Origin of the sequence: Helcobacillus massiliensis (assembly GCF_033106145.1) — a bacterium.
GTDB lineage: Bacteria > Actinomycetota > Actinomycetes > Actinomycetales > Dermabacteraceae > Helcobacillus > Helcobacillus massiliensis.
This window is the reverse complement of the sequence record NZ_CP136959.1, coordinates 1,135,261-1,161,814: the sequence shown is the minus strand read 5'-3', so window position 1 is coordinate 1,161,814 and position 26,554 is coordinate 1,135,261. Positions and strand designations below refer to the sequence as shown.

Genomic DNA, 26,554 nt, shown 5'->3' with positions numbered 1-26,554 from the left:
AGGGGCCGACGGATCCTCCAGAACCCGTCGGCCCATCGCCATGATCAGGCGTCGCCGCCCGCGTTGCCGGTGCGGCCGGCGTTGACGTTCAGCAGGTCGTACTTCTCCATGGCGTCGCGCACCACGGAGCGCTCGATCTGGCCGTCCTTCGCGAGCATCTGCAGGGCGCGCACCACCATCGACTCAGTGTCGATGTGGAGGTAGCGGCGTGCCGCGGAGCGGGTGTCGGAGAAGCCCCAGCCGTCAGCACCGAGAACGGCGTACTCGCCCGGGATCCACTGACGGATCATGTCCGGCACCAGGTAGTCGTAGTCGCTGGTGGCGATGAACGGACCCTTCGCCCCCTCGAGGCGCTGAGAGATCCACGGGGTGCGCGGCTCGTCCTCCGGGTGGAGGAAGTTGTGCTCCTCCGCCTCCAGGGCCTCCTTGCGCATCTCCGTCCACGAGGTGACGGACCAGACGGTGGCGCGCACGCCCCAGTCCTCCAGCAGCAGCTTCTGCGCCTGCTCAGCCCACGGCACCGACACACCGGACGCCATCAGCTGCACCTCGGGGCCGTCGCCCTCCGGCGCGGGCTGGATGACGTACATGCCCTTCAGCAGACCGTCGACATCGAGGTCCTCCGGCTCCGCCGGGTGCACGATCGGCTCGTTGTACACGGTGAGGTAGTAGAAGACGTTCTGCTCCCGCTCCTCGTTCTCGCCGTACATCCGCTGCAGGCCGTCGCGGATGATGTGGCCGATCTCGTAGCCGTACGCGGGGTCGTAGATGACCGCACCGGGGTTCGTGTTCGCGAGGATCGGGGAGTGGCCGTCCATGTGCTGCAGGCCTTCACCGGCGAGGGTGGTCTTGCCGGCGGTGGCGCCGATGACGAAGCCCTTCGCCATCTGGTCGCCGGCGGCCCAGAAGAAGTCACCGGTGCGCTGGAATCCGAACATCGAGTAGAAGATGTAGAAGGGAACCAGCGGCACTTCATGGGTCGAGTACGCCGTTCCTGCCGCGGTGAACGCGGAGGTGGAGGAGATCTCGTTGATGCCCATGTGCTTGATCTGGCCGGTCTCGGACTCCTTGTAGGCGAGGAGCAGGTCACGGTCCACGGACAGGTAGTTCTGGCCGCGCGGGTTGTAGATCTTCGCGGTGGGGAACATGGAGTCCATACCGAACGTGCGGGCCTCATCGGGGATGATCGGCACCCAGTACTTGCCGGTCTCCTTGTCGCGCATGAGGTCGCGCAGCAGGCGAACGAGCGCCATCGTGGTGGCGATCTCCTGCTTGCCGGAGCCGCGACGGGCCACATCGAAGGTCTTCATCTCCGGCACCTGGAACAGGGCCTTCTTATGACGGTTGTCGGGGATGACGCCGCCGAGCTCCTTGCGCCGGTCATGCATGTACTGCATGGCGTCGCTGTCCGGGTCCGGGGTGTAGTACGGCGAGCCGTACAGGTTCGGATCGATCTCCTTGTCGGTGATCGGGATGTGCAGGGTGTCGCGCAGCTGCTTGAGGTCCTCCAGAGTGAACTTCTTCATCTGGTGGGTGGCGTTGCGGCCCGCGAAGTTGGAGCCGAGCACGTACCCCTTGACCGTGTGCGCGAGGATGACGGTGGGCTTGCCCTTGGTCTCCATCGCGGCCTTGAACGCGGCGTAGATCTTCTTCGGGTCGTGGCCGCCGCGCTTGAGCCCCCACCAGATGTCGTCATCGCTGAGATCCTCGACCAGGGCCTTCGTGCGCGGGTCGCGGCCGAAGAAGTTGTCGCGGATGAAACCGCCGGATTCGGCGCGGTAGGTCTGGAAGTCACCGTCGGGCGTGGTGTTCATGAGGTCCACCAGGGCGCCGTCGGCGTCCTTGGCGAACAGATCGTCCCAGCCGCCGCCCCAGACGAGCTTGATGACGTTCCAGCCGGCACCGCGGAACTGTGCCTCCAGTTCCTGGATGATCTTGCCGTTGCCGCGGACGGGGCCGTCGAGGCGCTGCAGGTTGCAGTTCACCACGAAGGTCAGGTTGTCGAGCATCTCGTTGGCGGCGATGTGCAGAGCGCCGCGGGACTCGACCTCGTCCATCTCACCGTCGCCGAGGAACGCCCACACGTGCTGATCGGACGTGTCCTTCAGGCCGCGGCTGTGCAGGTACTTGTTGATCGAGGCCTGCTCAATCGCGTTGACGGGGCCGATGCCCATCGACACGGTCGGGAACTGCCAGAACTCCGGCATGGCACGCGGGTGCGGGTAGGACGGCATGCCGTGGGGGTGGGACTTCTCCTGCCGGAAGCCGTTGAGGTCATCCTCGCTGAGGCGGCCCATCAGGAAGGCTCGGGAGTAGATGCCGGGGGAGGCGTGGCCCTGGAAGAAGACCTGATCGCCGCCGCCGGGGTGCTGCCGCCCGCGGAAGAAGTGGTTGAAGCCCACTTCGTACATCGTGGAGATCGAGGCGAAGCTGGAGAGGTGACCGCCCACCCCGATCTCGGGACGCTGCGCACGGTGTACGACCATCGCGGCGTTCCAGCGGACGGCGCGGCGGATCTCCTTCTCGATGGCGAGGTCGCCCGGGTATTCGGGCTCGTCGTCGACGGAGATGGTGTTGACGTAGTCCGTGTTCTCCACGGAGGGGACGTCGATGTTGTTCTTGCGCGCGTGCGTGATCAGATTCTGAACGACATGCGATGCGCGCTCATCGCCGCGGGCCCTGCGGACCGCGTCGAGGGAGTCGAGCCATTCGCGGGTCTCCTCGGGGTCGGAGTCATTGGCGTAGCTCGGCAGGCCGATGCCCTGACGACCGGTGATGTCGTTCGAATTCACGCTGTCCTTCTTCCTTGCGGGGGTGGCGCGCGTGCTGGAGCTCTGGGCTGTGCGCACGCGTCGGTCAGTCGACCGCAGACGCCCCCAGCCTACGCTGTCCCGCGCAGGTGGGCGCAGAGGAAGGCCCCCGCGGTGGGGCCCGGGGAGACTCAAGTGACATGGGCGGGGTGCTCCGTTAGAATCGCGATCACGTCCGTATGAGTCGGGCGTCACTCCGGGACCCGTCGGCCGACGGGTTCACTCAACTGTGAAGAGGAGATTGTTCTTGTCACCGTCTGCCGAGGCCGACAACCGCAAACAGCTCGCTGATGCGCTCGGCTTCACCCATGACCAGCTCATCCAGGAGTTCGGATACGACGACGATGTCGACTTCGACCTCCGGGACACGATCGAGGACATCATCGGCTCCGATCTGGAGGACGAGGATTCGCAGGAGATCGTGGACCACGTGATCATCTGGTTCCGCAAGTCCGACGGTGACCTTGTGGACATCCTTCAGGACGCCATCAGCTCCCTCGATGCCGGTGGCGACGTCTGGGTCCTCACCGTGAAGGCCGGGCGCGACGAGCACGTCAACCCCGCCACGATCATGGAGTCCGCGGACCTCGCCGGTCTGCGGTCGATGAACACGATCACGGTGGCTGAGGACTGGACGGCGACCCGCCTCGCAAGCCGTTCCTGATCCTCGGCGCGGCTGTTGCAGCCGTTCCGCCCGGCTCCCCGATTCCGGTCGGGTTTGCGCCGGGGAACCCCGCGTGGCAGGATCACTGCCCGTGCGGGCCATTAGCTCAGTTGGTTAGAGCGCCATGTTTACACCGTGGATGTCGGGGGTTCGAATCCCTCATGGCCCACCATTGACTGCTGTGCCGCTCTCCGACGATCCGTCTGCGCATGAGGGGCTTTCTGCGAGCACATCCCCGACTGTGCAGAACAGTCGAACAGCGGGGAGTCGGCTCAGGCAGCGGCCGCAGTTCAGTGGCCGGCTCCCATCCCGACACTGACCGCGTCGCGAAAGGCCCCCGCATCGTGAACCCACCGCTTCGTTCCCTCGCCTCCCGGCGCCTCATCCTCACCGGCACGCTTGCCGCCGGAACCTCCGCCGTTCTCGCCGCCTGCTCCGACAGCGACGACGCGACGCAGAAGAAGGCCACCAAGGGCGGCAAGGGCACCGGTACCCGCTTCGCCGCCACCGCTGCGGCGAACACCGTCGTCGATCCGGCGGACGATGCCGCAGCCGCCGCGGCGGTCAGCGCTGCCGTGGTGGAGACCGCCGAACACGTCGCCGTCGCCGCCCCGGGCTCCGCCGACGCCCTGTCGACGATCGCTGACCTCGCCGCGAAGGCCCACATCCCACTGCTGCTCGGCACCGGCGCCGCGACCGCCGACGAACTCACACGCCTCAAGACCACCACCGTGATCCACCCGAAGGGCCTGGACATCACCGGCCTGGGGGAGAAGCTGAAGTCGGTCGAGCTCGACCTCGCCGCAGACCCGGCGACGGACATGCCGACGACGACCGTCGGCCAGAAGGCGGCGCCGCTGCTCCTGCTCGTGGACCCCACGGAGAAGGAGACACCGGGCCGCACAGCGGCGGTCGCCACCGTGCGCGCAGCCGGCGGTACCGTTGCTGAGGTCCCCGGCAGCGACCCCCGCGCCACCGGCGACACGATCCAAGCGGTGAAACCCCATGCCCAGAAGGACCCGTCGGCCGGGGTCATCGCCCTCGGCGCTGCATTCGGTGACGCCGCAACGCTCACCGAGCGCGTTACCGCCACCGCCGACGTCTCCGAGCTGCCCGGCGGCGGACAGGTCGTCTTCCCGCACCGCCGCATGATCGCCCCCTACGGCTCACCCGGCACACCATCGCTCGGCGTGCTCGGTGAGGGGACCGTCGACGAAGCCATCGCGCTGGCGAAGCAGTACGCGAAGGACTATCAGCCGCACAGCGACGTCCCCGTGCAGCCGGCGTTCGAGATCATCACCACGATCGCCTCGTCCGCCGCGGGGGCCGACGGGGACTACTCCGCCGAAATCGACCCCGAAACCATCAGGCCCTGGGTCGAGGCGGCCGGCAAAGAGGGGATCTATGTGGTCCTGGACCTGCAGCCCGGGCGCACTGACTTCCTCACCCAGGCGAAGCTGTACGAAGACCTTTTGAAGCACCCCCACGTGGGCCTCGCGCTCGACCCGGAATGGCGGCTCAAGCCCGACCAGAAGCACATGCGGCAGATCGGATCCGTTGAAGCCGCCGAGATCAACACCGTCATCACCTGGCTCGCCGACCTCGTGAAGTCGAACCGGCTGCCGCAGAAGGTGCTGATCCTCCACCAGTTCCAGCTCGCCATGATCCGCAGCCGTCAGGACGTCGACACCTCCCGAGAGGAGCTCGCCATCACTCTGCACGCCGACGGGCACGGTGTGCGCAGCGAGAAGATGGCCACCTGGGATGCTCTCCGCACCGACCTTCCTGAGGGCATCTGGATGGCGTGGAAGAACTTCATCGACGAGGACAAGCCCATGTTCACCCCCGAGGAGACCTACGCCATCGAACCGCGGCCCTGGTTCGTCTCCTACCAGTGAGTCCCCGAGCACGATGAGGGGCGGCACCCGCAGATCTGCAGATGCCGCCCCTGTTCTGTTCACCCGATCAGCAGACCGGTCCGGTGGTCAGCCCTTCCCGTTGCCCTTGCCGGGCTTCGCGGGCTTCTTGCCCTTGCCCGGGTTCTGCTTCTCGCCGGGGCGATCGATGGTGAACGAGCCGGACTCCCAGGTCTCCCAATGCGCCGGGTTCTTCGGATCACCCATCGGCTTGAGCACCTTCAGCTCCATGACGTAGTCACCGCTTGGGACCGTGCGGCTCTTGTTGTTGCCGTTGTTGCCCTGCACCTCGCCGGTCCAATCGGCGATGAAGTAGTCCGCGGACTTCGTGACGTGCTGGTCCTCCCACGCCGTGTTGAACTTCGGGTGGACCGGTGCGCCCTTGGAGCCGTCGGCGTTGGCCGTGAAGATCTCCAGCTTCGCGGTCTCGGCCGGCAGGTTCAGCCGGTAGATGATGTACGGGCGGTCATCGCCCTGCATCGTGTAGGTCGGGTGCTTCCCGGCGATGTCCACCGAGTCGCCCTTCGCCTTACCGAGCACCGGCAGACCCATGCCGCCGTCCACCAGCAGCGGCAGCGCCTGGTAGTCACCGGACATACCCGCGAACGGCACCGTGTGCTCCTCCATCGGGTCCGTCACCGTGATCCAGCCGCCGTGGATGATGCCGTTCTGGCCGAAGTCCTCGGAGAAGGTGACATCGACCGTTTCGGAGCCGCCCGCGGGCACCGTCACCGTGTCCTTGGAGAAGGTGACGTCCGCCTTCGCCTCCATGAACGTCGGGTCGTGGGTCTCCTCGCCGCCGGTGGCGACGCTGTAGCGGACCCCCAGGTCGTAGGTGACGGGCTTGTCCGAGGTGTTGCGGATCGTGATCGTCTTCGTGACCGGGCCCTGCTCGCCCTCACCCAGAGCAAGATGCGAATGGCCGCGATCGGTCGTGATCAGTGTGGAGGTCTTCACCGCCTCCGGGACGTTGACGATGCCGCCGCCCTGGTGGTGCACCGGGGCGTTCAGGCCGGCGTTCGGCTTCAGGCCGAAGTCGAGCTGGTCAGCCGTGTTCTGCAGGCGGATGCGAATCTCATCGGTGGTGAGGTCAGGGTTGTCCTGCAGCATCTGCGCGACCACACCGGCCACGTGCGGGGTCGCCATCGAGGTGCCGGACATGGCGCCCTCGCCGCCCTGCTCCACCGGGATGGTGGACCAGATGGCCCCGCCTGGTGCGGACACCGTCGGCTTGAGGTCGAGGTCCGCGGTCAGGCCGTAGCTGGAGAAGTCCGACATGTAGCCGCCGGTCTCGTTCTCCGTGGCGACCGTGCCGTCCTGCCAGGTGAAGGTGGCGCCGCCGTCGGCGATGTCCTTCTGCAGGGCGAGCCCGTCGGCCTGCGTGATGGTGACGGTGGGGATGCCGATCTTCGGGTCACCGTCGAGGGACGCGTTGATGGTGCCGGCGGTGTTGTTGTAGATGATGACGGCCTTGTAGCCGGCCTTCTCAGCGTTGACGGCCTTCTCGTGGAAGCTGCACTCGCCGCGCTTGATCAGCAGGGTCTGCTCACCGGTCGCCTTCGGCAGGTCGCTGCCGTTGCAGGCCAGCGCGTTCTTGTCGTCATCGGCACCGGCGGCGACGAGCTCCATCGTGCCGGAGGTCGGCGGCTGCGGGGCCGGGCTGCCGGGAGCGTAGGCGATCTCGGCGCCGGCCTCAGTGGTGAAGAACGGGCTGCGGTAGTGGGTGTTGTCCACGGAGCCCACGGAGATGACTTCGTCCGCGGTGCCCGGGGAACCACCGGTGAAGGTTCCATAAGCGCCGTCGTTGCCCATCGCGACGATCATGGAGATGCCCTCGCGGTGCATGGCGTCGGCCGCCTGCGCAGTCGGGTAGTCCTTCCACGTCATGAGGCCCGAGCCGAGCGACATGTTCACCACGTCCATGCCGTCCTGCGCAGCACGGTCCATCGCGGCGAGGATGACATCGGTCGAGGCGCTGCCGTTGGTTCCGAAGATGCGGTACGCGTACAAGTCCGCCTCGGGGGCGACGCCCTGGACGTCGCCGTCGCCGCCGATGATGCCGGCCACGTGGGTGCCGTGACCACCGGTGTCATCGGGGAACTCATCCGGAGTGGGAGTGGGGCTGCCGTCCCTGCCGGAGGCGTCGTAGTCGTCGCCGACGAAGTCGTAGCCGCCCACCACGCGCTTGTTGGGGAAGTCGGCCTTCTCGTTGTTGGTGCCGGAGCCGCCGAGGGACGGGTTGTTGTAGTCGATGCCGGAGTCGATGACGCCGACCTTCACACCCTTGCCGGTGAGGCCCATGTCGTTGCGGGCGATGTCCGCACCGGTCATCTTCTGCGCGAACTCGTTCTGCGGCTCGGCATTGTCGACCGGCTCGGGGCGCTCCACCTCGTACACCGGGTAGACGGCGACGACGCCGTCAGCGGCGCGCAGCTTCTCCACCTCGGAGTCATCCACGGTGACCGACATGCCGTTCCACACGTCGGAGTACTCACGGTCCACCTTCATGGTGACGCCCTGGCCCTTCGCACCGGCCTTGGCGCGCTGCTGGGCGCTCTTGATGGCGGACCTGCTGCCGCCGTGGGCGATGGCCTTGCCCTCGGTCTGCACGAGGTAGCGGTTGTGGACGCGCACACGCTCCAGCTTGAGGCCGTCCGGGGAGATCGTCGCGACCGCGCCGCCGAGGTCGGAGGCGGAGCCGATGACGGTGACGTCACCGGTGGCGGTGGAGGCGGGGAGGCCGAGGCTCATGGACAGGGCGGCTGCGGCGGCTCCGGCACCGACGGTGCGGGCACGGTGGGATGAGGGGCGGCGTTCAGCCATGGGGGATTCTCCTTAGAGGGAGGAAAGGGCACCCGAAGGTGAGGCTCATTACAGCATGTGACCTGCGTTGCCCTCCAAGGCTTTGTCTGCTCTTTGCCGAAATGTGACCGCATCGGCATCACTGCAGGTGAGGGAGGTGCCTGGTCGAAGCCGGGCACCTGGACTGAGCGCGCGTCCACCGTGTGCCGCCGCTATCCTGCCGGGATGACGACGGAGGACAGGGCGCAGATGGCGCAGGGCATCGCGCTGATCCTGCTCGCCGCCGCCGTTCTCCAGTTCGGCGCATCGCTCGCCACCGCGGTGATGCCCGTGTTCGGCCTCGCCGCCCTCGTGCTCGTCCGCTACACGATGATGGCGGCCAGCCACACCGCCCTGTCCGTTCGCCTCGTTCCTCGCATCACCGACCGCCGCCAGCTGTGGTGGGGCGTCCTCCTCGCCGTGCCCCTGCTCGCGATGAACGTCTCCATCTACCTGGCATTCGCCCGGATCGGCGTCGGGATGGCGGTGTCCATCGAAATGCTGGGCCCGATCCTGCTGGGGGCGATCTCCTCCCCGCACCGCCGTGGATGGGCGTACGCTGCGCTCGGCCTCGTCGGCATGCTGCTGCTGACCGGCCCCACCCTGTCCACTGATGCGCTCGGCATCGCCTTCGCCGCGATCGCCGGGCTGAGCTGGGCGTTCTACCTGCTGGCGAACCGGGCGGCGGGGCGGCGCCTGCCGGGCCTGGTCCCGTCGGCCATGGCATCGCTCACCGGCCTGGTGGTCCTCATCCCGATCGCGCTGGTGCTCGGCACCGCTCAGCCGCTCACCTGGCCGGTGCTGCTGATCGGGCTCGCCGCCGGCGTCCTCTCCTCAGCGCTGCCGTACGCGCTGGACGTGCTGGCGATGCGGCGCGTGCCGATGCACGTTGCATCGACACTGCAGAGCAGCCATCCCATCGCCGCGGTGCTGTTCGGGGCGATCGTACTGGGGGAGCGCCTCACCCCTGTGGAGCTGGTCGGCGTGGCGCTGATCTGCACCGCGACCACACTGGTGGTCCGCTCGGCGCGCCGTCAGCCCAGGGCGTGCAGCACGCAGAGTCAAACGCGGGTGAGCAGCGAGGACTCGGAAGCGGGGGAGCGGGCCGACGGGTCCTGACCGAGCCCACCTGCGCACTCGTATGATGAGGGAAGGCACCACCCGGCTGAGGAGAGGACACGGAGACCGCATGCGCGACTGGGACATCGAATCGATCCGAGCGGATTTCCCGATCCTGACGCGCACCACAGCGGACGGTCAGCCCATCGTCTACCTCGACTCCGGCGCCACCTCCCAGCGGCCCCGCCAGGTCATCGACGCCGAAGTCGACTTCCTCACCGGCCACAACGCCGCCGTCAAGCGCGGCGCCCACCAGCTCGCGGAGGACGCCACCGACCGGTACGAGTCGGCCCGCGAGACGATCGCGCGCTTCGTCGGCTGCCGGGACGAGCGGGAACTGATCTTCACCAAGAACGCCACCGAGGCGCTCAACATCGTGGCCTACTCCCTGTCCAACGGGGACGCCTCCACCCCCGACCACCTGCGGGTCAAGGAGGGCGACGAGATCCTTGTGACCGAAATGGAGCACCACGCGAACCTGGTGCCCTGGCAGGAGCTCGTCCGCCGCACCGGCGCGACCCTGCGCTGGATCCCCCTCGCGGACGACTTCACCCTCGACCTCACCGACCTCGACACCCTCCTCACCGAGCGGACGAAGGTGGTCGCCTTCACTCACCAGTCCAACGTCACCGGCACGATCAACCCGGTGGCCCGTCTGGTCGAGGCCGCGAAGGACGTGGGAGCGCTGACTGTTCTCGACGCCTGCCAGTCGGTGCCGCACATGCCGGTCGATGTCCAGGACCTCGGGGTCGACTTCGCCGCCTTCAGCGGCCATAAGATGCTCGGACCCACCGGCATCGGTGCTCTCTGGGGGCGCTTCGAGCTGCTCGCTGAGATGCCGCCGGTGATGCTCGGCGGCTCCATGATCGAGGTCGTCACCATGGAGCAGACGACCTTCGCCGAGCCCCCGGCGCGGTTCGAAGCCGGCACCCCGATGATCTCACAGGCCATCGGCCTCGCCGCCGCTGTCGACTACCTCAGCGACCTCGGCATGGACCGCATCGCCGAACACGAACGGCAGCTCACTCAGCGCGCGGTGCGCGGCCTCGAGGCGATCGACGGTGTCCGCGTCATCGGCCCTTCTTCCGATGCCCCCGGCCGCGCCGGCGCCGTCGCGTTCGCCGTGGACGGCCGCCACCCGCACGACATCGGCCAGGTGCTCGACTCCCAGGGCGTCCTCGTGCGCGTGGGCCACCACTGCGCCTGGCCCCTTCACCGCCGCTACGGCCTGCCCGGCACCAGCCGCGCCAGCTTCAGCGTCCACACCACCGAGGCGGAGGTCGACGCCCTGCTCGACTCCGTCCGCACCGCCATCGACTTCTTCGCGAGGTTCCAGTGACCAGCCCTCTCACCGCGCTCTACTCGGAGCTCATCTTCGACCACGACAAGCACCCGCAGAACGCGGGTCTGCGCGACCCGTTCGACGCCGAAGTGCACCACGTCAACCCCACCTGCGGTGACGAGATCACGCTGCGGATCCGCCTCTCCGAGGACGGGCGGCGCGTGGAGGACCTGCCGTACGAGGCGCAGGGCTGCGCGATGAGCCGCGCCTCCGCCTCCATCATGACCGACCTGTTCATCGGGCGCACCCGCGAGGAGATCGAGGAGATCAGTGCCCACATGGACGAGGCGATGCACTCCCGCGGCAGGATCGCCGGCGATGAGGACGTGCTCGGCGACGGTGTCGCCCTCACCGGCGCCTCCAAGTTCCCCGGCCGCGTCAAATGCGTCCTCATGGCGTGGAAGGCGTACCAGGCTGCGCTCGCCGATGCTCTCACCGCCCGAAAGGACACCGAGAATGACCACTGAGACCGCTCCCGACCCCGCTGAGGGAACCTTCGGGCACAACCCCATCGGCCTCACCCTCGGCGCCGTCCAGGACGTCCTCGAGGACGCCTACCCGCTCGACTGGGCGGAGGACTGGGACCGGGTGGGCCTCGTCGCGGGCGTCCGGGACGAACCGGTCCGACGGGTGCTGCTGACCGTGGACCCCACCCTCGCAGTGGTCCGCGAAGCGCGCGAGATCGGCGCAGACCTGATCATCGCGCACCATCCGCTGCTGCTGAAGCCCGTCAGCTTCCTGCCGGCGCACACCGGCAAGGGAGCGGTCCTCACCGACCTGATCCGATCGCGCATCGGCCTGTGGTGCGGTCACACGAACGTGGACCGGTCCATCCGCGGCACCGTCGGCGGGTGGCTGCGCGTTCTGGACCTCGAGGACCCGCAGCCGCTCGCCGCGTCCGGCGCGGACTCCGCACGGGAGGACCTGTTCGGCCTGGGCGCCGTCGGCGCGCTGCGTGAGCCCACAACGGTGCGCGAGCTCGCTGAGAACATCGCCGCCCGCGTCCCCGCGACCGCGCAGGGCATCCGCTTCACCGGTGACGGGGACCGGCCGGTGCGGCGTGTCGCGGTATGCCCCGGCTCCGGCGACTCATTCCTCCCTGACGCGACCGCCGCCGGTGTCGACGTCTACGTCACCAGCGACCTGCGCCACCACCCCGCCTCCGAGCACCTCGAATCCGCGGCGGATGAGACAGCGGTGCCCGCGCTCATCGACGTTGCCCATTCGGCCAGCGAATCCCTCTGGCTGCCCCTGGCGAAGGAGCTGCTCGCTGAACGCCTGCCCGATCTCGAGGTGCGCATCAGTTCCGTCAGCACCGACCCGTTCACCGGCCGCGTCGGCTGAGGGGCCGGGCGCGTTCGGGCTAGGCGCCGCCCACGCGCTCGAAACGGTCTACGATCACGAGCTTCGAGCCGTCCAGCTCCACGCCGAGACGGTCACCGAACGCTGAGCGCAGCTGATCCACGACCTCGTCGGCCGAAGTTGCGGGGGAGTCCGCCCGCATGAGCTCCCGCGCCACCAGACCCCGATAGTGCTTCGCATCGTGGGAGACCACGGTGCGCTTCCCGTCCCGCTCCTGCACCGGCGACACGTCCAGGGCGTCCTTCACCGGCATCATCGACCGGTACGCGCCGCTGCGACCATCCACCACGAGATGCCCAGCGAGCTCCTTTGCGATGGGGGCAAGCTTCGGCTTCCACCAGGTGCCCACCTTGCCGAGGCGCTTGACGGAGGACCCGGCGCTGAGCCGATAGGCGGGGATGCGATCCGCTGCCGCATCCACGACACCGAACAGAGCGGATGCGATGAGCACCTGCACGTCCTCATGCGTGGGGCGGGCATCACCGAGGGCGTCGAACAGGACCCCGGAGTACACCTCGAGGGCGGGCCCGGCGGGCTCGGCATCGATCCGGGTCATCCGCTCCTGCAGCTCCGGCGCCGACGCCGGGACCCCGAGCATGCCGGCCCCGTCGGCCGCCTTCGCGGTCGCGACTGCGGCGCGCATCATGGTGGCGCGTGCCTGCCCGAGCTGCGGGCGGGTCAGGGTGTCGAGCTCCACCGCGGCCTCGCGCGGCGCGGGTGCGGTCTTGGTCTCCGACGGGGGCAGGAGGATGATCACGGTTCTTCCTTGTCTAGTAGGGTGGGCGGCGGACCAGTCAGCCGGACAGTCGCGCGCCTTCGGGCTCGAGGAAAGTCCGGGCTCCTCCTGGCAGGGTGGTGGGTAACGCCCACCCGGAGCGATCCGCGGGACAGTGCCACAGAGAGCAGACCACCAGCGCAAGCTGGCCAGGGTGAAAGGGTGGTGTAAGAGACCACCGCGCAGCCGGTGACGGATGCGGCACGGCAAACCCCACTCGGAGCAAGGTCAGACAGGAAGCGCATCGGCCGCCAGGGTCGGCTTCCGGGTAGACCGCTGGAGGCCGTCGGCAACGGCGGTCCTAGACAGATGACTGTCGATCACAGAACCCGGCTTACAGGCTGACTGGTCCCTCTCTTGGTCAGCGTGGTGTCACGCGGACTTCTTCTTGCTCGGCTTTCCGGACTTCTTCGCCCTCTTCTCCTGCTTCACAAGGGTCTTCTTCTCCCGCTTCGCGAGGACCGCGGCGCCGATGATGCCCGCCTGATTGCGCAGGTCAGCGCTGACGATCGGGGTCTTCAGATCCAGCAGCGGCAGGAACTTGTCCGCCTCCTTGGAGATGCCGCCGCCCACGATGAACAGGTCCGGGGTGAACAGGAACTCCACCATCGAATAGTACTCCTGCAGGCGGGAAGCCCATTCCTTCCAGCTCAGCTTCTCCTTCTCGAAGATCGAGGACGCAGCGTACGCCTCCGCCTTCTCCCCGTGCAGGGTGAGGTGGCCGAGCTCGGAGTTCGGAACGAGGATGCCGTCGATGAACATGGCGGAGCCGATGCCGGTGCCGAGCGTCGTCATGATGGTCACGCCCGAGGCGCCGCGGCCGGCACCGAACTCCATTTCGGCGATGCCGGCGGCGTCCGCGTCGTTCACCACGAACACGTCATGCCCGGTGCGCTCTGTCAGCAGTGCGTCCACGTCGGTGCCGATCCAGGATTTGTCCACGTTCGAGGCCGTCTGTGCGACGCCCTCGTGGATCACGGCCGGGAAGGTGACGCCGACGGGCATGTCGTCGGAGACGTCGAACTTCCCGATCAGCTCCGCCACCACGTCCGCGACGGCGTCCGGGGTGGACGGCTTCGGGGTGGGGATGCGGACGCGATTGGCGGCGAGGGTGCCCGCATCGAGGTCAACGGGTGCTCCCTTGATGCCGCTGCCGCCGATGTCGATGCCGAAGGCCGGCTTGGTCATGCTGTGCTCTCCAGTGTTCGCAGGTGGATCGGTGTCACTCGGCGACGGTGAGGACTTCGTAGCCGTCCGCCGTGATCAGGAAGGTGTGTTCGAACTGGGCGGTGTACGACTTGTCCTTCGTGGTGATGGTCCAATCGTCCTCCCACTTGTCCCAGTCCTGGGAGCCGAGGGTCACCATCGGCTCCACGGTGAAGATCATATTCTCCTCGATGACGTCGTCGAAGAACGGCGCGGAATCGTAGTGGGGAATGATCAGGCCGTTGTGGAAGCCCTCCGCCACGCCGTGGCCGGTGAAGTCATGCACGGATTCGTAGCCGAAGCGGCTCACGTACTTCTCGATGACGCGGCCCACCACGTTGACCTCGCGGCCCACCTTCGCCGCGCGGATGCCCCGCCACATCGCCTCTTCGGCGCGCTCGATCAGCAGCTGCGCCTCCTCGGCGACCTCACCGATGGCGAAGGTGGCGTTGGTGTCGCCGTGCACACCGTCGATGAACGCGGTGACGTCCACGTTGAGGATGTCGCCCTCCTCCATCACGGTGGAGTCGGGGATGCCGTGGCAGATGACTTCGTTCAGGCTCGTGCAGCAGGACTTCGGGAAGGACAGGTAGCCGAGCGTCGACGGGTACGCGCCGTGGTCCAGCAGCACCTCATGCACCACGCGGTCCACGTGATCGGTGGTGACACCGGGCTCGGCGACTCGCCCGGCTTCCCGCAGGGCGATCGCGGCGATGCGGGAGGCGGTGCGAACCTTCTCGATGATCTCCGGGGTCTGGACGTACGGGCCGCAGTCATCGGACTTCGCTCCGTCCTTGAATGCGTACTCCGGGCGGGTGATGGAGGCGGGAACCTCCAGTAGCGGGGAGATCGTGCCGGGGGTCAGCGGGGCCCGATTGTCAGGGCGGAGCCATCGTTCGTCAGTCATACTGACCAGTGTCTCAGAGAATCACTGGGGCCGACTCAACGGAAGGCTGACCATGACCGAGTTCTTCTACAACCTCACCACGAAGCAGGTCGAAGAGGGCCGCAAGTCCCCCGGGGACGAGCTGATGGGCCCCTACGCCACCGCAGATGAGGCCAAGAACGCCCTCGCGAAGGCGGAAGCGCGCAACCAGGCGTGGGACGCCGAGGACCGCGAATGGGAAGAGGGCTGAGCCCCTCCCGTCTCACTCAGTCGAACGCATGGTCCGCGTCGGGGAAGGTCCCGGCGCGGACTTCGTCTGCGTACTGACCGGCAGCGGCACCGAGCGTCTCGCGCAGCTGCGCGTACTGCTTGACGAACCTGCCGGAGAACCCGGACAGGCCCGCCATGTCCTGCCACACCAGCACCTGCCCGTCGCAGCCGGCGCCGGCGCCGATTCCGATCGTCGGAATCGTCAGCTCGGCACTCACCCGTTCGGCCAGTGCGGCGGGCACCATCTCCAGTACCACTGCGAACGCACCGGCCTTCTGCACAGCACGGGCGTCCGCGAGCAGCCGCTCAGCGGCCTCATCGCCGCGGCCCTGCACCCGGTTGCCGCCGAGCTGGTTCACCGACTGCGGGGTGAACCCGATGTGTCCGCACACCGCGACCCCCGCATCCACGAGCGCACGGATCCGGGAAGCCGAGCGCACGCCGCCCTCCAGCTTCACGGCGTGCGCACCGGCGCGCACAAGGTCGATGCCGGAGGCGACGGCCTGCTGCTCGGACACCTCGTAGGTGCCGAACGCGAGGTCGGCGATCACGAGGGGGCGTGTCACGGAGCGGGCGACTGCGCCGGTGAACAGCTGCATCGCCTCGTGGCTGATGCTGGCGGTGGCTTCGTAGCCGAGCACCACGTTGCCGGCGGAATCGCCCACCAACAGGACGTCCACGCCGGCGTCGTCGAAGATCGCGGCGGTGAGCGCGTCGTAGCTCGTGAGCATGCTGAACTTCCGGCCCTGCTCCTTGAAGTCCTGCAGCGTCAGCGTGCGCACCCGCCGCGGCGAGCGACGCTGCTCCGGGGCGCCTGCGCCGGTCGCACCGCCGGTGCTGCCGGCGCCTCCGGTGGGGCTCGGGGGAGCCGCGTCGACGGACGAGCGGGGGCTGGGGGACTCGGGCGCGGTCATGGACCCTCCAGGGGCTGATGGGAACGGATAGCCCCCACCCTATCCGGCACCCGTCGGCCGACGGGCCCCACCCCGCAGCGCAGCCCGTGATCTGCAGTTCCGGCCGAGCTGCGTGGGGCACAATGTCCGCATGGAACGCCAACAGGACTCCGTGCTGCGTCAGGTTGAAGAAGCGAACGTCGACTACATCCGTCTGTGGTTCACCGATGTGGTGGGAACCCTGAAATCGGTGGTCATCTCGCCCACGGACCTGGAGACCGCGTTCGATGAGGGCCTGGGCATCGACGGCTCCACCATCGAGGGCCTCACCCGCACCTACGAGTCCGACATGCTGCTCGCCCCCGACCCGAGCACGTTCCGCATCCTCCCCGAGTACGACTCCACCGGCACAACCGGCGTGATGATGAGCGATGTCCTCACTCCCGACGGCGAGCCCGCCGCCTCCGACCCCCGCGGCGTCCTCAAGCGCGCCCTCGAACGGGCCGAGAGGATGGGGCTGGAGTTCTTCACCCACCCGGAGATCGAGTTCTACCTGTTCGAGAAGCCCTGGCGGCGCGGGGAGCCCCTGCAGCCCATCGATGACGGCGGCTACTTCGACTACGTGCAGCGCCCCACCGCGAACAACTACCGGCGGGAGCTCATCAGCCAACTGGAGTCGATGAACATCCACGTGGAGTACTCCCACCACGAAGGCGGGCCCGGCCAGAACGAAGTGGACCTGCGCTACGCCGACGCCCTCGCCACCGCCGACAACATCCTGACCATGCGCGCCATGACCAAGAAGGTCGCGCACTCCATGGGCCAGGTCGCCACGTTCATGCCGAAGCCGATCGTGGACCAGCCCGGCAGCGGCATGCACACGCACCTGTCCCTGTTCCAGAACGGGAAGAACGTGTTCCATGAACCGGGAGCCGAGTACGGGCTGTCGAAGACGGCGCGGCACTTCATCGCCGGCCTGCTGCGCCACGCCCCCGAATATTCGGTGATCACCAACCAATTCGTGAACTCCTACAAGCGTCTGTGGGGCAAGCAGGAAGCGCCGAGCTTCATCTGCTGGGGCCACAACAACCGGTCTGCGCTGGTGCGAGTGCCGTACCACAAGCCCACCAAGGGCACGAGCTCCCGCGTGGAGTTCCGGGGCCTCGACTCCGCAGCGAACCCGTACCTCGCGTTCGCTGTTCTGCTCGGCGCCGGCATCGCAGGCATCGAGGGCGAGTACGACCTGCCGGAGGGCGCGGAGGACACCGTGTGGGACCTGACCGATCGGGAGCGCCGAGCCATGGGCATCGAGCCGCTGCCCTCGGACCTGTACCGGGCGCTGGACTCGTTCGAGGACTCCGAACTGATGGCGGAGATCCTCGGTGAGGAGGTGTTCGAGTTCATCATCCGCAACAAGCACGACGAGTGGGCGAAGTACCGCAACCAGGTGACGGACTCTGAGCTCGCCTCGACCTTCAACGCCGTCTGATCCGCGATGCTCCCCACCTCAGCGATCCAAGCGATTCAGGAGAACGGCCCGTTCAACCACGCCGAGCTCGCCCGTCTCGGCTTCGTCCACACGGAGCGGTCCGCTCGTTTCCTCGCCGATGAGGACCTGGCGGCGGTGCCGCCGTCCCTGGTGCGCACCATCGGCACGACCGCGGACCCCGATGAGGCGACGATCGCGCTGCTGCGGGTCGGCGAAGCGGCGAACCGCGGCGAGCAGCGCGCACTGTTCGAGCGAGTGGTGGGGTCGGAGGCAGGGGAGCGCCTCGTGCAGCTGCTCGGGGTGTCCGCAGCGCTCGGCGACTTTCTCACCCGCCACCCCGAACGGCTCGCCCTGGTGGAGGAGGACGTTCTGCCGATGGACTCCTACCGCGCCCGCCTTCTGAAGGCGATCGGCGCGGACCCGGATGCTGACATGCCGGTCTCCTCCTGCACCGGGCAGGACGGACGCGACCGCATCCGCATCGAGTACCACGACATCCTCTGCCGCATCGCCCTGGCGGACATCACCGCCCCCGACGCCGCTGACGCCCAGCCCGACGTGTCCCGGCGACTCAGTGCCCTGGCCGGCGCCTCCCTCGACGCCGCACTCGCCCAGGCGCGCGCCCAGGTCACCGACCACAACAAGGTGCGCCTGGCCGTCATCGCCATGGGCAAGACCGGGGCCCAGGAGCTCAACTACATCTCCGATGTGGACGTCATCTACGCCGCCGACGCGGCGGACGATGAGGTCAGCGCCGATGACGTCACCGCCATCGGCGGGGCCCTCGCCCGAGAGCTCGCGCGCGTGTGCGCGGACCGCACAAAGGAGGGCGCCCTGTGGCAGGTGGATGCGAACCTGCGGCCCGAGGGCAAGGACGGTGAGCTGGTCCGCACCATCGATTCGTTCGCCGCCTACTACACGCGGTGGGCGTCCTCGTGGGAGTTCCAGGCGCTGCTGAAGGCGCGCCCCGCCGCTGGGGATGCGGCGCTTGGGCAGCGGTTCGTGGAACTGGTGGAGCCCATGGTGTGGCAGGCCTCCACCCGTGACGGCTTCGTGGAGGACACGCGCGCAATGCGGCGCCGCGTAGTGGAGCTGATCCCGAAGTCCGAAGTGAACCGCAACCTCAAGCTCGGCCCCGGCGGTCTGCGGGACGTGGAGTTCACCGTGCAGCTGCTGCAGATGGTGCACGGCCGCACCGATGACTCCATCCACGCCCCCGACACCCTGTCGGCTCTCGCGCAGCTGACCGACGGTGGGTACGTGGCGCGCGACCAGGCGGCCGAGCTGGACCGAGCGTACCGTCTGATGCGGGCACTGGAGCACCGCATCCAGCTGCACCGCCTGCGCCGCTCCCAGGTGGTGCCGACCTCACCGGCGGACGTGCGGCGCCTCTCCCGCGCCATGGACATGAACCCGCAGGTGTTCGAGAAGAACCTCGATGCGATCCGCCGCCGGGTGAAGCAGCTGCACGAGGAGATCTACTACCGACCGCTGCTGCTGACCGCCGCCAGCCTGTCCGATGGCCAGGTCGCGCTCACGCCGGCGTCGGCGCAGGCGCGGCTCGCCGCGATCGGCTACCGCGACGCCAAGCGCGCCGGTCAGCACATCGAGGCGCTCACCAAGGGGCTGTCCCGCAGGGCCGCGATCCAGCGACAGCTGCTGCCGTCCCTGCTGGAATGGCTGGCTGACGGCATCGACCCGGACCTGGGGCTGCTGGCATTCCGCCGGCTGTCCGATGAGCTCGGCTCCACCCACTGGTTCCTGGGCATGCTGCGCGATTCCGGTGTCGCCGCGAAGCGCCTCACCCGTGTGCTGGCCAGTTCGAAGTACGTGGGCAACCAGTTGGAGTCGGTGCCGGGGGCGGCGAGGTGGCTCGGTCGTGACGCCGGCCTCGAACCCCGCTCCGGGGAGTCGATCGTGGCGGAACTGGACGCCACGATGAAGCGCACCGATGATGCCGCCGAGCTGATCGACGTTCTGCGGCACGTCCGCTCCCGCGAGATCACCCGCATCGCCCTCGCCCATGTCACCCGCGTCATCGACCCGTCCCGGGTCGCGGAAGCGCTCACCGATCTCGCGGCTGCGGTCCTGCAGGCGGCGCTGCACATCGCCCGCCTGCAGGCGAAGCAGGAGGGCGCGACGGATGCGCCCCGGGTCATCCTCACCGTCATCGCGATGGGGTCGTTCGGTGCCGGCGAGATGGGCTACTCCTCCGACGCCGACGTCCAGTTCGTGGTGGAAGGCCCGGACGACCTGACCGACTCGGACCTCGTGGCCGCCGGCACCACCGTGGTGACGCATCTGCAGAAGATACTCAACGCCCCCTCCAGCGGCATCGACATGAAGGTCAACGCCGACCTCCGCCCCGAAGGCCGCTCCGGCGCCCTGGTGCGCACACTCGCGTCCTTCAGCGACTACTACCGTCAGCACGCGGAGCGGTGGGAGAAGCAGGCGCTGCTGCGGGCCGCACCGCTCGTGGGACCGGAGGAGACGAAGGCGCAGGTGGTGCAGGTCCTGGACGAGGTGCGGTACCCGTCGGAGGGGCTGACCCCGTCGGCCGCGCGGGAGCTGGCGCGGATGAAGGCGCGCATCGAATCCGAACGCCTCCCGCGGGCCGCCCGCGCCACCCATCACCTGAAGCTGGGGCCGGGTGCGATGACCGATGTGGAGTGGGTGGTGCAGAAGCTGCAGACCGAGTACGCGCACGAGAACGAGCAGCTGCGCACCACCTCCACCCTGACCGCCCTGGAGGTGCTGGCGGCCGACGGGACCCTGCCGCGCACCGACGCCGACACCCTCAGCCAGGCCTGGCGGATGGCGTGGCAGCTGCGGCGCGCCCTGTTCCTCTGGAAGGGCCGCGAAACCGACGTGCTGCCGGGCGACGCGCACGAGCTCGCGGCACTGGCGGGCCTCATCACCGGGTCGGAGGAGTCCGCGCGCGAGATGATGGATCGTTACCTGAAACTCACCCGCCGCGCCAGGTCGGTCACCGAGAGGGAGCTGTTCGGCGAGTAGCATTGATGGGCAATGACTACACCTGAGCTGAGCGGCAGCACGCCCCGTGGCCGCATGTACCGAGTGGAGCCCGGCGGGAAGCTCGTCTACCCCTCGATCACGACCGTTGCCGGGATGCGCTCCAAGGACAGTCTGCAGTCCTGGTACGCGCGTATGGCCGGCCAGCGCGCCCTCGACATGTTCGCCTACCTCGACCGCAACCCGGGCCGCGCCATGGAGGAGATCCGCCGCGTCTCCCGCGACAGATGGGGCACGCAGAAGAAGATCGCGGCGGCCGCGGAGGAGTACACGCAGACCGCCGCCGACTTCGGCACCTATGTGCATGCGCTCTGCGAGATGTGGGAGCGCTCCGGTGAGCGGCCGAGCCGCACCGACATGTCGGACCTCGCCACGCAGCTGCGCGGGAACGGGGTGCTGGTTCTGGAGCGCAATCTGGGCGCGCTGCTGGACCGCGCCGATGTCCGCCTCGACGGGTTCGACCGCTTCCTCGAGGAGTTCCAACCGGAGTTCGTGGAGATCGAACAGACCGTGCTGAACCGCACCGTCGGCTACGCCGGCACGACCGACGCGATCGTGAAGATCGGTGGTTCGGTGCTCTCAGCGGACATCAAGACATCCAAACGGGTGCGCGGCGACTACGCCCTCCAGGGGGTGGCGGTGGTGCGCGCGGAGAACCTGCTGGACAACGACGGCACCATTCGGGACATGCCGGAGCTCACCGGTGCGTTCGTGATCCACCTGCCGGAGGCGGGCGGCTACCAGGTGGTGCCGCTGCGCACCGGTGACGCGGAATGGGAAGTGTTCCAGTCGCTGCGCCGCTCCTGGGACTTCCTGCCGGACGACTGCGCCCTTGACGCCGCACAGAACCCGAAGGAGCTGCTCTTCAGTCTGCTGAACGCGAAGCTCTGACGTCTCGAGAGGCTCGCATGCCCCGCGCTGCGGGCCCGTCCGGCACGACCGACGAGGAGCCCTCGCGGGCGCCGGCTGTCACGCGTCGGAGCGCAGCACACCGAGCTCACGCGCCCGGGCCACCGCTTCGGTGCGCGAACGCACCTGCAGCTTGTCGAAGATGTGCACGAGGTGCGTTTTGACCGTCGCCTGCGAGAGGAACAGTTCGCGGGAGATCGCGGCGTTGGTGGCGCCGCGGGCCACGAGGTCGAGCACTTCCCGCTCCCGCTGCGACAGCGCGGCCTCACTGTCGAGGCGCCGACGGATCCTGCGGTCCAGCACCGACTCCCCACTGACGGCGCGGCGGATCGCCGCGGCGATCTCAGGCCCCGGCGTGTCCTTCAGCAGGTAGCTGGTGGCGCCGGCGTCGATGGACGCGAGGACGTCCTGGTCGTTGTCGTAGGTGGTCAGCACGATCACCACGGGGGCGCTGTCCAGGGCCACGATGTCAGCGATGACGTCGGTGCCGCGGGCGGCGCCGGACACGAACTGGAGGTCCAGCAGCACAACGTCCGGCCGGTGCAGGGACGCGAGTCGAAGCGCGTCCTCCGCGGTGGCGGCTTCGGCACCGATCACGTCGAGGTCGCCCCCGTCGGCCTCCAGCACGGTGCGCAGCCCCTGGCGCACGATGGCGTGGTCGTCGGCGAGCATGATGCGAGTCATCGGGGGCCTCCTCGGTTCAGTGCGGCTCTCAGTGTTCCACGCCGCCCTGGGGCGGATCGTGGGGCGGTCACGCGGGGACGGTCACGGATACGGCGGTTCCGTGCGCGGGCGCCGTCTCCACGGTGGCGGTGCCGCCGGCGGACTTCACGCGGGCGCGGACGGTGCGCAGACCGAAGCCCTCATCCCGGCCGGTGGGGATGCCGGCGCCGTCATCCACGACGTCCAGCATGAGCTCGCCCTCATGCTGCCCGACTGTCACCACGATCGTGTCGGCCCGGGCGTGCTGGACAGCGTTCGCCAGCAGGGAGGAGGCAACGCGGACAAGGGTCTGCGCGGCGCTCTGCCGTATGGCCGGGCGGGCGTCCGGCTCGGCGCTGATTCCCGGGGCGCTGTCGCTGGCGGAGAGGTCGCAGCGCAAAACGATCCGGGCGCTGGTCGTCAGCTGATGCTGGTCCACCAGCTGCTGCAGCTCCTGGCAGAGCACGGCGGCCGGGTCCTCGTCGACCGGCGCAGCGGAGGGAGCACCGGCGTCGACGAACTGGCGGGTCTGCCGGGTGGTCTGCCGTGTCATGTCCAGCGCTGATTCGAGCAGTTCGCCCAGGCGCGCGGTGTCGGAGTCGGCGGCGGCGCGCTGCGCGGACTCCAGGAGCATGCTGATGGAGATGGTGGACTGGGCGACTGTGTTGTGGAGGTCGCGGGCGATGCGTTCGCGTTCCTGGGCGATGCCGGCGTCGCGTTCGGTGCGGGCGAGCTGCGCGCGGGTGGTGCGCAGTTCACGGGTGATGAGTTCACGGATCGCTATCTCCTTCTGCAGGGTCCGCAGTGTGCTCATGATGCCGAGGGCCACGAGGGCGCCGATGAACGGGCCGAGCACCTGGCCGGGGCCCAGAACAGCCGTTTCCGTCGTGTGGAGCGCGGGCGCGAACCCCGCGACCAGCGCAACCAGGAACAGCAGTGTGATGCCCAAGATGCGGGAGGGGAGCATGAGGACGGCGAAGAAGAGGGCGAATGCGATCCAGACGCCCTGGGGGGTGAGCACGCACAGCACCAACCACAGTGCGAGCGTCAGCAGCAGGGCGAGAAGAGAGCGGCGCGGGTGCACGCCGGTCAGGGACTGCGGGGAGGCGCTGGGCGCCGGATCCTGAGGGCGCTCCACTGAGAACCGCGCACCGAGGGAGTAGACGCTCACCAGCAGGACGAGCACGGCGACCGCGGGGCCTGCCCCGGGTTCGGATCGTGCGAGCAGCAGCAGTCCCACGATTCCCGACAGTGCGTACAGCAGCAGATGCACGAACCAGCGCACCCCTGCCGCGAGCCGCGATTCTGATCGTGGCACCGTCATCGCTGCGCTCATGAGCCGTCCCCGGCGCTCAGCGCGATGTTCCCCGTTGCCGCGGACAGTGCCTGCGCCGCATCCAGGCACAGGTCCTCCCGGCCGGGCCGCCCGATCAGCTGGACGCTCATCGAGACGCCGTCGCCGACCCGCACGGTCGGCACGGACACAGCAGGCAGCCCCGCCACGTTGATCATGGAGGTGTGGGGACTGTACTGGCACTGGGCGTGGAAGTTCGCGAGCCCGTCCCCGGTCTCGAGGTCACCGGGCCAGTCGTTCGGGCGGGGCGGCAGCGCGGTGGTGGGGGAGAGGACGAGATCATAGGGCGCGAACGTGCGGATCAGGGCGCGCTCCACCTCAGCGAAGCGGCCGACGGATGCCGCGACGTCACCGGGGTCGAGGCTGCGGCCCTGCTCGATCAGCCAGCGGGTCAGCGCTTCGAACGGCGGCGGCTCCTCCATGGGGGAGGGCAGGGAGCGCAGCTGCGCCGCGTTCGCCATCCACAGCGTCATGAACGCCTGCGCGTACCCCGGCAACGACGGCAGACGCACCTCCTCCACCTCAGCACCGAGACCGGTGAGAGCCGCGATGGCGGCGTCCTGCGCCTGCGCCGCTTCGGCACTGGTGGGACAGTCGACCACCTCGTCCCACAGGGTGGGGCCCGCGATCACCCCGACCCGCAGGCCCGGCGCGAGGTCGCGGATGTCGGCGAAGGATCGACGCTGCGGCGGTGGGGGAGCGGTGGCGGCACCGGAGGTGGGTGCGCCGTCGGCCCCGCGGGTGATGAGGGCATCCAGGAGGATCCCCGCGTCCTCAGCGGATCGGGCGAGGACTCCCGCTGTCGGGAGACCGCCCAGGGCGTCCTGTCCACCCATCGCGGCGATGCGGCCGCGCGACGGCTTCAGGCCGATGATGCCGCAGGCCGCGGCGGGAATGCGCACGGACCCACCGGCGTCTGAGCCGGGCGCGACGGGCAGGATGCGGGAGGCGACCGCGGCGGCCGCGCCTCCGGAGGAGCCGCCCGCGTTGAGGTCCGGCCGGCCGGGAATGGTCGTGGCGCCGTGCAGAAGCGAGCGGGTGTAGTTCGTGAAGCCGAACTCAGGGCTGGCGGTGGCGCCGAGCGAGAGGGCACCGGTGGAGTCGAGCTGCGTGGTGAGCGCGTCGGTCCGTTCCGCGCGCAGGCCGCGGAAGCGGCGGGTGCCGAACGTGGCGACCCACCCTCGGCGCTGATGCAGGTCCTTGTCCGCGGTGGGGAGCCCGGCGAGTGGCCCGGTGAGATTGCCGGCATCCACCTGGGCAGCTCGCTCCAGGGCCCTTTCGGGTTCGAGCGAGACGATCGCGTTCGTCTGGTCGCCCTCGCAGCGCCGAAGGAAGTGGCGAACGGCGTCGACGGCGCTGACCTCCCGGTTCTTCAGGGCAGAAAGGAGCGCGGCAACGCTGAGCTCATGCAGGTGGGACATGGCACAACGCTACCGCGCAGCATCCATCGGCCGCTGGTCAGCTGATCAGTGCGGCGATGGGATCAGAGGTCGTAGTAGAGCTCGAACTCCAGCGGGTGGGGGATCAGGCGGAACGGCTCGATCTCGTTCTCCCGCTTGTACGCGATCCACGTTTCGATGAGGTCTGCGGGGAACACATCACCCTCGGTGAGGAAGTTGTGGTCCTTCTCCAGGGCGTCCAGGGCGCCGCTGAGGGACTCGGGCAGCTTCGCGATCGCCTCGTGCTCCTCCGGCGGCAGCTCGTACAGGTCCTTGTCGATCGGCTCCGGCGGCTCAATGCGGTTGCGGATGCCGTCGATGCCGGCCATCAGCTGCGCTGCGAACGCCAGGTACGGGTTGGCCGACGGGTCCGGGGCGCGGAACTCCAGGCGCTTCGCCTTCGGGGACGAACCGGTGACTGGGATGCGGATAGCAGCGGATCGGTTGCGGGCGGAGTACACCATGTTGACCGGTGCTTCGAAGCCGGGCACGAGGCGCTTGAACGAGTTCACGGTCGGGTTGGTGAACGCGGTCAGGGCCTGCGCGTGCTCGATGAGACCGCCGATGTACCAGCGCGCAATATCGGACAGGCCACCGTAGCCGCGCTCGTCGTAGAACAGCGGTTCGCCGTCCTTCCACAGGGACTGGTGGCAGTGCATACCGGACCCGGCGTCACCGTACAGCGGCTTCGGCATGAAGGTGACGGTGCGGCCGGCTTCCCAGGCCACGTTGCGGACCACGTACTTGAACTTCATGACGTCGTCAGCGGCCTGCTGCAGCGTGGAGAAGCGGTAGTTGATCTCCTGCTGGCCGGCGGTGCCGACCTCGTGGTGGGCGCGCTCCACTTCCAGGCCGGTTTCGTCCAGGACACGGCAGATCTCGTCGCGGAGGTCAGCGAGCTGATCCACGGGCGGGACTGGGAAGTAGCCGCCGTTGACGCGGGTCTTGTAGCCCTGGTTGCCGCCCTCTTCGATGCGGTCGGAGTTCCAGGCGGCTTCATCCGAGTCGATCTCGTAGAAGGAGCTGTTGATGCCGGTCTTGTACCGGATGTCGTCGAAGATGTAGAACTCGGCTTCGGCGGCGAAGAACGCGGTGTCGGCGATGCCGGTGGACTTCAGGTACTCCTCGGCCTTCGCCGCAACCGTCCGGGGGTCACGGGAGTACGGCTCATCGGTGAACGGGTCAACGATGGAGAAGTTGATGATCAGAGTCTTCTGATCGCGGAACGGGTCGATGTAGGCGGTCTCGAGGTCCGGGATCAGCTTCATATCGGACTCGTGGATCGCCTGGAAGCCGCGGATGGATGAGCCGTCGAACAGCTGCCCGGTCTCAATGGCTTCGAGGTCGAACGACTTCGCGGGCAGATTGAAATGCTGCATCACACCGGGGAGGTCGATGAAGCGGACGTCGACGAACTTGACGTCCTCCTCTTCGATGTAACGGACGGCTTCTTCCGGGCTGCTGAACACTCTGTTCCTCCAATTCGCACGTGGTCGCGCGGTCTGCCAGCACCTGTGCGGGGTGCATGTCCCTCTCATCCTAAA

At 68.4% G+C, this 26,554-nt stretch carries 20 protein-coding genes, 1 tRNA gene and 1 other RNA gene; 12 read left to right on the top strand and 10 right to left on the bottom strand.

Translation table 11 applies throughout. The annotated features are described in order from the left end of the window. Positions 1 to 44 precede the first annotated feature (44 nt). Positions 45 to 2,792, bottom strand: coding sequence for a pyruvate dehydrogenase (acetyl-transferring), homodimeric type (gene aceE / locus R3I40_RS05370; protein WP_183374617.1), 2,748 nt, complete (start codon positions 2,790 to 2,792; stop codon positions 45 to 47). 265 nt (positions 2,793 to 3,057) lie between these two features. Between aceE and R3I40_RS05365 the strand changes: the two genes are divergently transcribed. The 3 genes from R3I40_RS05365 to R3I40_RS05355 all read left to right on the top strand — a co-directional run bounded on the left by R3I40_RS05365 (position 3,058) and on the right by R3I40_RS05355 (position 5,372). Continuing rightward, on the top strand, positions 3,058 to 3,474 hold the full coding sequence (locus tag R3I40_RS05365; RefSeq protein WP_183374615.1) for a DUF3052 domain-containing protein: 417 nt from the start codon (positions 3,058 to 3,060) through the stop codon (positions 3,472 to 3,474). Between the two features lie 95 nt (positions 3,475 to 3,569). Continuing rightward, positions 3,570 to 3,646 (top strand) — tRNA-Val (locus R3I40_RS05360). A gap of 172 nt (positions 3,647 to 3,818) precedes the next feature. Continuing rightward, positions 3,819 to 5,372, top strand: coding sequence for a hypothetical protein (locus R3I40_RS05355; RefSeq protein WP_285261629.1), 1,554 nt, complete (start codon positions 3,819 to 3,821; stop codon positions 5,370 to 5,372). An 87-nt stretch (positions 5,373 to 5,459) separates the two neighbouring features. Here the strand turns inward: R3I40_RS05355 and R3I40_RS05350 are convergent, their stop codons facing one another. After that, positions 5,460 to 8,213 (bottom strand): S8 family serine peptidase, encoded by a 2,754-nt coding sequence (locus tag R3I40_RS05350; protein WP_285261628.1) that lies wholly within the window; start codon positions 8,211 to 8,213, stop codon positions 5,460 to 5,462. A gap of 204 nt (positions 8,214 to 8,417) precedes the next feature. Between R3I40_RS05350 and R3I40_RS05345 the strand changes: the two genes are divergently transcribed. The 4 genes from R3I40_RS05345 to R3I40_RS05330 all read left to right on the top strand — a co-directional run bounded on the left by R3I40_RS05345 (position 8,418) and on the right by R3I40_RS05330 (position 12,036). Continuing rightward, a complete protein-coding gene (locus R3I40_RS05345) occupies positions 8,418 to 9,350 on the top strand; it encodes an EamA family transporter (RefSeq protein WP_183374607.1) in 933 nt (310 codons plus the stop codon). A 70-nt stretch (positions 9,351 to 9,420) separates the two neighbouring features. After that, positions 9,421 to 10,689 (top strand): aminotransferase class V-fold PLP-dependent enzyme, encoded by a 1,269-nt coding sequence (locus R3I40_RS05340; protein ID WP_285261627.1) that lies wholly within the window; start codon positions 9,421 to 9,423, stop codon positions 10,687 to 10,689. Then, complete coding sequence (gene sufU, locus R3I40_RS05335; RefSeq protein ID WP_239374468.1) at positions 10,686 to 11,159, top strand: Fe-S cluster assembly sulfur transfer protein SufU; 474 nt, start codon at positions 10,686 to 10,688, stop codon at positions 11,157 to 11,159. The genes R3I40_RS05340 and sufU overlap by 4 nt, the downstream gene beginning before the upstream one ends. Continuing rightward, positions 11,149 to 12,036 carry a Nif3-like dinuclear metal center hexameric protein gene (locus tag R3I40_RS05330; RefSeq protein WP_239374466.1) on the top strand — a complete coding sequence of 296 codons (888 nt, stop codon included), beginning with the start codon at positions 11,149 to 11,151 and terminating at the stop codon, positions 12,034 to 12,036. Before sufU ends, R3I40_RS05330 begins: the two co-directional genes overlap by 11 nt. A gap of 19 nt (positions 12,037 to 12,055) precedes the next feature. Here the strand turns inward: R3I40_RS05330 and R3I40_RS05325 are convergent, their stop codons facing one another. Further along, positions 12,056 to 12,811 (bottom strand): YaaA family protein, encoded by a 756-nt coding sequence (locus tag R3I40_RS05325; protein ID WP_239374464.1) that lies wholly within the window; start codon positions 12,809 to 12,811, stop codon positions 12,056 to 12,058. 33 nt (positions 12,812 to 12,844) lie between these two features. Here R3I40_RS05325 and rnpB point away from each other — a divergent pair. Then, positions 12,845 to 13,182, top strand: an RNA gene (rnpB, locus tag R3I40_RS05320) — RNase P RNA component class A. Between the two features lie 19 nt (positions 13,183 to 13,201). On the opposite strand, the gene ppgK is transcribed toward rnpB, so the two are convergent. Both ppgK and map read right to left on the bottom strand, forming a co-directional pair. Further along, entirely contained in the window at positions 13,202 to 14,017 is an 816-nt protein-coding gene (ppgK, locus tag R3I40_RS05315; protein WP_285261626.1) for a polyphosphate--glucose phosphotransferase, read from the bottom strand. Positions 14,018 to 14,051: 34 nt separating this feature from the next. After that, a complete protein-coding gene (map, locus tag R3I40_RS05310) occupies positions 14,052 to 14,942 on the bottom strand; it encodes a type I methionyl aminopeptidase (RefSeq protein ID WP_239374460.1) in 891 nt (296 codons plus the stop codon). A 52-nt stretch (positions 14,943 to 14,994) separates the two neighbouring features. Between map and R3I40_RS05305 the strand changes: the two genes are divergently transcribed. After that, entirely contained in the window at positions 14,995 to 15,171 is a 177-nt protein-coding gene (locus R3I40_RS05305) for an SPOR domain-containing protein (RefSeq protein ID WP_183374587.1), read from the top strand. A 16-nt stretch (positions 15,172 to 15,187) separates the two neighbouring features. Here the strand turns inward: R3I40_RS05305 and panB are convergent, their stop codons facing one another. Then, positions 15,188 to 16,105: a 3-methyl-2-oxobutanoate hydroxymethyltransferase gene (panB, locus tag R3I40_RS05300; RefSeq protein ID WP_285261625.1), complete on the bottom strand. Its 918-nt coding sequence runs from the start codon at positions 16,103 to 16,105 to the stop codon at positions 15,188 to 15,190. 130 nt (positions 16,106 to 16,235) lie between these two features. On the opposite strand from panB, the gene R3I40_RS05295 reads away from it, so the two are divergent. From R3I40_RS05295 to R3I40_RS05285, 3 genes are read left to right on the top strand one after another with little or no spacing between them, the layout of a single operon-like run. Continuing rightward, positions 16,236 to 17,573 (top strand): glutamine synthetase family protein, encoded by a 1,338-nt coding sequence (locus R3I40_RS05295; protein ID WP_183374583.1) that lies wholly within the window; start codon positions 16,236 to 16,238, stop codon positions 17,571 to 17,573. Between the two features lie 6 nt (positions 17,574 to 17,579). Next, a complete protein-coding gene (locus R3I40_RS05290) occupies positions 17,580 to 20,588 on the top strand; it encodes a bifunctional [glutamine synthetase] adenylyltransferase/[glutamine synthetase]-adenylyl-L-tyrosine phosphorylase (protein WP_317700128.1) in 3,009 nt (1,002 codons plus the stop codon). A 12-nt stretch (positions 20,589 to 20,600) separates the two neighbouring features. Continuing rightward, positions 20,601 to 21,497 carry a hypothetical protein gene (locus tag R3I40_RS05285; protein ID WP_183374579.1) on the top strand — a complete coding sequence of 299 codons (897 nt, stop codon included), beginning with the start codon at positions 20,601 to 20,603 and terminating at the stop codon, positions 21,495 to 21,497. Positions 21,498 to 21,575: 78 nt separating this feature from the next. Here the strand turns inward: R3I40_RS05285 and R3I40_RS05280 are convergent, their stop codons facing one another. The 4 genes from R3I40_RS05280 to glnA all read right to left on the bottom strand — a co-directional run bounded on the left by R3I40_RS05280 (position 21,576) and on the right by glnA (position 26,479). Continuing rightward, entirely contained in the window at positions 21,576 to 22,199 is a 624-nt protein-coding gene (locus R3I40_RS05280; RefSeq protein ID WP_183374577.1) for a LuxR C-terminal-related transcriptional regulator, read from the bottom strand. A gap of 67 nt (positions 22,200 to 22,266) precedes the next feature. Then, the gene (locus tag R3I40_RS05275) at positions 22,267 to 23,553 is read right to left on the bottom strand and encodes a sensor histidine kinase (protein ID WP_317700126.1); all 1,287 of its coding nucleotides are present in this window, start codon (positions 23,551 to 23,553) and stop codon (positions 22,267 to 22,269) included. Next, a complete protein-coding gene (locus tag R3I40_RS05270; RefSeq protein ID WP_285261623.1) occupies positions 23,550 to 24,992 on the bottom strand; it encodes an amidase in 1,443 nt (480 codons plus the stop codon). The genes R3I40_RS05275 and R3I40_RS05270 overlap by 4 nt, the downstream gene beginning before the upstream one ends. Positions 24,993 to 25,054: 62 nt before the next feature. Continuing rightward, positions 25,055 to 26,479 (bottom strand): type I glutamate--ammonia ligase, encoded by a 1,425-nt coding sequence (gene glnA, locus R3I40_RS05265; RefSeq protein ID WP_317700125.1) that lies wholly within the window; start codon positions 26,477 to 26,479, stop codon positions 25,055 to 25,057. Between the last annotated feature and the right edge of the window lie 75 nt (positions 26,480 to 26,554).

Coding starts and splice junctions, on each gene's coding strand:
- R3I40_RS05290 (WP_317700128.1), top strand. CDS start 17,580: ATGCTCCCCACCTCAGCGATCCAAGCGATTCAGGAGAACGGCCCGTTC.
- R3I40_RS05295 (WP_183374583.1), top strand. CDS start 16,236: ATGGAACGCCAACAGGACTCCGTGCTGCGTCAGGTTGAAGAAGCGAAC.
- map (WP_239374460.1), bottom strand. CDS start 14,942: ATGACTGACGAACGATGGCTCCGCCCTGACAATCGGGCCCCGCTGACC.
- R3I40_RS05350 (WP_285261628.1), bottom strand. CDS start 8,213: ATGGCTGAACGCCGCCCCTCATCCCACCGTGCCCGCACCGTCGGTGCC.
- R3I40_RS05340 (WP_285261627.1), top strand. CDS start 9,421: ATGCGCGACTGGGACATCGAATCGATCCGAGCGGATTTCCCGATCCTG.
- R3I40_RS05305 (WP_183374587.1), top strand. CDS start 14,995: ATGACCGAGTTCTTCTACAACCTCACCACGAAGCAGGTCGAAGAGGGC.
- R3I40_RS05275 (WP_317700126.1), bottom strand. CDS start 23,553: ATGAGCGCAGCGATGACGGTGCCACGATCAGAATCGCGGCTCGCGGCA.
- ppgK (WP_285261626.1), bottom strand. CDS start 14,017: ATGACCAAGCCGGCCTTCGGCATCGACATCGGCGGCAGCGGCATCAAG.
- R3I40_RS05270 (WP_285261623.1), bottom strand. CDS start 24,992: ATGTCCCACCTGCATGAGCTCAGCGTTGCCGCGCTCCTTTCTGCCCTG.
- R3I40_RS05280 (WP_183374577.1), bottom strand. CDS start 22,199: ATGACTCGCATCATGCTCGCCGACGACCACGCCATCGTGCGCCAGGGG.
- R3I40_RS05345 (WP_183374607.1), top strand. CDS start 8,418: ATGACGACGGAGGACAGGGCGCAGATGGCGCAGGGCATCGCGCTGATC.
- R3I40_RS05285 (WP_183374579.1), top strand. CDS start 20,601: ATGACTACACCTGAGCTGAGCGGCAGCACGCCCCGTGGCCGCATGTAC.
- R3I40_RS05330 (WP_239374466.1), top strand. CDS start 11,149: ATGACCACTGAGACCGCTCCCGACCCCGCTGAGGGAACCTTCGGGCAC.
- panB (WP_285261625.1), bottom strand. CDS start 16,105: ATGACCGCGCCCGAGTCCCCCAGCCCCCGCTCGTCCGTCGACGCGGCT.